The sequence below is a fragment of the Candidatus Burkholderia verschuerenii genome, from assembly GCF_001189365.1.
Taxonomy (GTDB): domain Bacteria; phylum Pseudomonadota; class Gammaproteobacteria; order Burkholderiales; family Burkholderiaceae; genus Caballeronia; species Caballeronia verschuerenii.
The window spans coordinates 1-3,491 of sequence record NZ_LFJJ01000251.1 but is presented as its reverse complement, the minus strand read 5'-3'; the positions used below and the strand labels follow the sequence as shown (position 1 = coordinate 3,491).

Sequence of the window (3,491 nt, the reverse complement as noted above, 5' to 3'; positions counted from 1 at the left end):
GAAGCGCTCGAATTCGCCAAATCGGCTGAATACGGAACAGCAGGCCAAGGCGGGCGGCATCAACAAGCTGCGCGGCGAAACGCAGGCGGCGCAGGCGCGCGCGGCGGAAGCACGCGGCGACCTCGGCGCGGCGCGCAGTCTTTTCGAAGACGCGCTGCTCAACGATCCCGACGATGCCTGGCTGCGGCTCGATCTCGCCCGCATCTACGTGCGGCAAGGCGCGGTCGGCAATGCGCGCAGCATGATGGACGGCCTGCTCGCGGCGCATCCCGACATGACGGACGCGCTGTACGCGAGCGCGTTGCTGTCGGCGGAAACGCAGGACTGGTCGACAGGTCTCGCGCAACTCGACCGCATTCCCGCCGCCAAGCGCACGACGGCGATGACGGCGTTGCAGCATCGACTGTGGGTGCAGCAGCAGGCCGAACTCGCGACGCGCGTCGCGGCGTCGGGTCAGCCGCAGCAGGCTTACGCGATTTTGCGTCGCGCGGAGCCGGTCGCGGCGGGCAACGCCGAACTCGTCGGCGCGGTGGCGTCGGCATATCTGAAGGCGGGCGATGCATCCCGGGCGCTTGCGCTGGTGCGCGGCGCGGTGGCCAACGCACCGGGCGATGTCGGTCTGCAACTGCAATACGCGGGCATTCTGTCGGCGACGCATCAGGACGCCGAACTCGGCACCGTGATGCGCCGCCTCGCGTCGACGCCGCTCACCACGCAGCAGCGCACCGATTTCAACAATCTGAACGTGGGCATCGTCGTCTCTCAGGCCGATGCCGTGCGCCGTCGCGGCGATCTCGCAGCCGCCTACGACATGATCGCGTCGTGGCTCACGTCGATGCCCGACAACGCCGACCTGCAAGCCGCGCTCGGGCGCATGTACACGTCGGCCGGCGACGATCGCAGCGCGCTGACGTGCTATCAAAATGCGCTCGCGCGCCGTCCGGAGGATATCGGCTTGCAGACCGCCGCGATGTCGGCGGCAAGCGGGGTGCGCGATTTCAAGCTGGCCGAATCGCTGGCGAATCAGGCGTACGAAGCCGCGCCGAACGATCCGGGCGTGCTGGCCGCCATCGGCCGGATGTATCGCGCGCAAGGCAAGCTCGATCTCGCCTCGCAATATCTGCAACGCTCGCTGGTCATGGCGAACGCGCCCGCCGCCGGTGCCGGCGCGCAAAGCGCCCGCGTGCCGCGCGACTGGCAAGCCGCGATGAACCGCATCGGCTCGATGCCGCTGCCGGGCACCAATCCATTCGAAGGCAAGACGGCCGTCGATACGACTTCGTCCTCGCTCGCGTCGGGTCCGTCCGGACCTGCGGGCTTGCCGGCGTATCGGTCCGCGCCCGTTACTTCACAGACTTACTCGCCGACCGTGCCGACTTATCTTCCACCCGCTCAGCCCGCGCCTTATGTGGCGCCTGCTACCGCGCCGTCAGCGCAACCTTATCTCTCGCCCGGCGCGCCTTCGGGTGCGCCGCGCTCCGCCGTGAGCGGAGGTTATGGCGGCGATGCTTACGGCTCCGGACAATCCGGCGCGCCGCGCGTCTACGCCGACAATGGCTACGGCGCGATACCGACGGCATCGCGCAATCCGGTGCGCCGTTGCAGCCGTATCCGGGACAGGATGCGGGCGCGTATCCCGCGCAGCCGTATCAGCCGATGCCCGCGTATCAGCCGCAGCAACAGAAGGCGCAGGGTTATCAGCCGATGCCCTACTGCGCGCAGGATCCATACAACAGCGCGCCGTGGCCGATGTCCCCCGCCGCCCGCGATGCGCAGGCCAATGCCTACGCGCAACCGCCCGCCGCAAGCGCGGCTCGCTCGACGAAGCGGGCGACTGCATCGCGTAAGAGCGGCGCTGCGCCGCCGCCTTATGCGCAACAGCCGTATCCGCAGCAGCAACCGTATCCGCAGCAGGCTTACGCGCCACCGCAATACGTTCAGCCGTACGCGCCGCAATACGCGCAGCAACCCTACGTGCCACAACCGCCCGCAGGCTATGCGCAGCCCTATTACCCCGCGCAATCGCAGACCGCGCAACGCGCCGCGACGATGAACGCGACGGGCGTTCCCGCACCCGCGCCGGTGGCGAATTCGCAGACGGCGGGCATCGCCGAGGAACTGGCGGCGATCAATCGCGAGCAGGCGAGCACGGTGTCCGGCGGCGTGATCTTTCGCAATCGCAATGGCGAGGACGGGCTGTCGAATCTGACCGATATCGAAGCGCCGATGGAAGGCCGCATCAAGGCGGGCAACGGCCACGTCATCATCCGTGCGACGCCCGTCACGCTCGATGCCGGCAGCGCCAGCAGCGATCCGAAAACCCTCGCGCGCTTCGGCGCGGGCACGAGCACGAACGCGAACACGGTCGGCAACGACTTTGGCTCGCAGACGGGAACGGGCGTCGGTCTGTCGCTCGGATACGAGAACCGCAACTTCCAGGGCGATGTCGGCACCACGCCGCTCGGCTTCCGCGAAACGAACATCGTCGGCGGTTTGCAGTATCAGAACGCGATCACCGACAAGGTGTCGTACTCGCTCGCGATCGCGCGACGCGCCATCACCGACAGTCTGCTGTCCTACGCCGGCGCACGCGATTCGGGCCAGGGCCTCGAATGGGGCGGCGTGACGTCGACGGGTGCGCGCGCCGATCTCGGCTGGGACGACGGCACCAGCGGCGTCTATGCGAACCTCGCGTATCAGTACCTCGACGGCCATCACGTCGAAACGAACAACGCGGTGAAGGGCGGCGGCGGCATCTACACGCGCGTCTTCAAGGATGCCGATCAGACGCTGACCATCGGCGCGAACACCACGCTGATGCACTACAACAAGAACCTGTCGTACTTCACGTACGGTCAGGGCGGCTATTTCAGTCCGCAGCAGTACGTGATCCTGAACTTCCCCGTCGAATACATGGGACGTTCGGGTCCGTTCAGCTATGACGTGAAGGGCTCGATCGGCGTGCAGCATTACCGGCAGGACGCGTCGAACTACTTCCCGACCGACAGCACCCGTCAGAACACGGCCTCCGGCTCGACGCTCAATCCGGATACGGGCGCGGTGTATCCGGGCCAGAGCAAGACCGGCGTGTCGTATTCGCTCAGCGGAACCGGCGAATATCAGCTCGCGCCGCAGCTCGCGGTCGGCGCGACGGCGTCGTTCGGCAACGCGTATCAGTATCGCGAATGGCTTACCGCCGTTTATGTCCGATACACCATCGGCCAGCGGCTGGGCGTCGCGCAGCCGGCGTTTCCGCCGCAGGCGTTCAGCTCGCCGTATCTGTCGCTATCGAACTGAGCGATAGTTTCGCTTAATGCGTCGGGCTCGGTTTTGCGCCGGGCACGCACGCCAATTTCTCCGATTTCTCATTAGTCGGCCCTTCAGAATTAGTCGAAGTCAAGGGTGGCAAGGGGCCGCCGGAAGATCGTGTTTCCCAGAACTCCCAGAAGCAATATTGATCTGAATGGTTTCCTGGGAGTTTGGAACTTCGC

1 pseudogene is annotated in these 3,491 nt (G+C 66.4%); it reads left to right on the top strand.

Annotated elements, in window-relative coordinates:
* Window positions 1-3,297 (top strand): annotated as a pseudogene (locus BVER_RS36585) (cellulose synthase subunit BcsC-related outer membrane protein); the annotation flags it as partial.
* Between the last annotated feature and the right edge of the window lie 194 nt (window positions 3,298-3,491).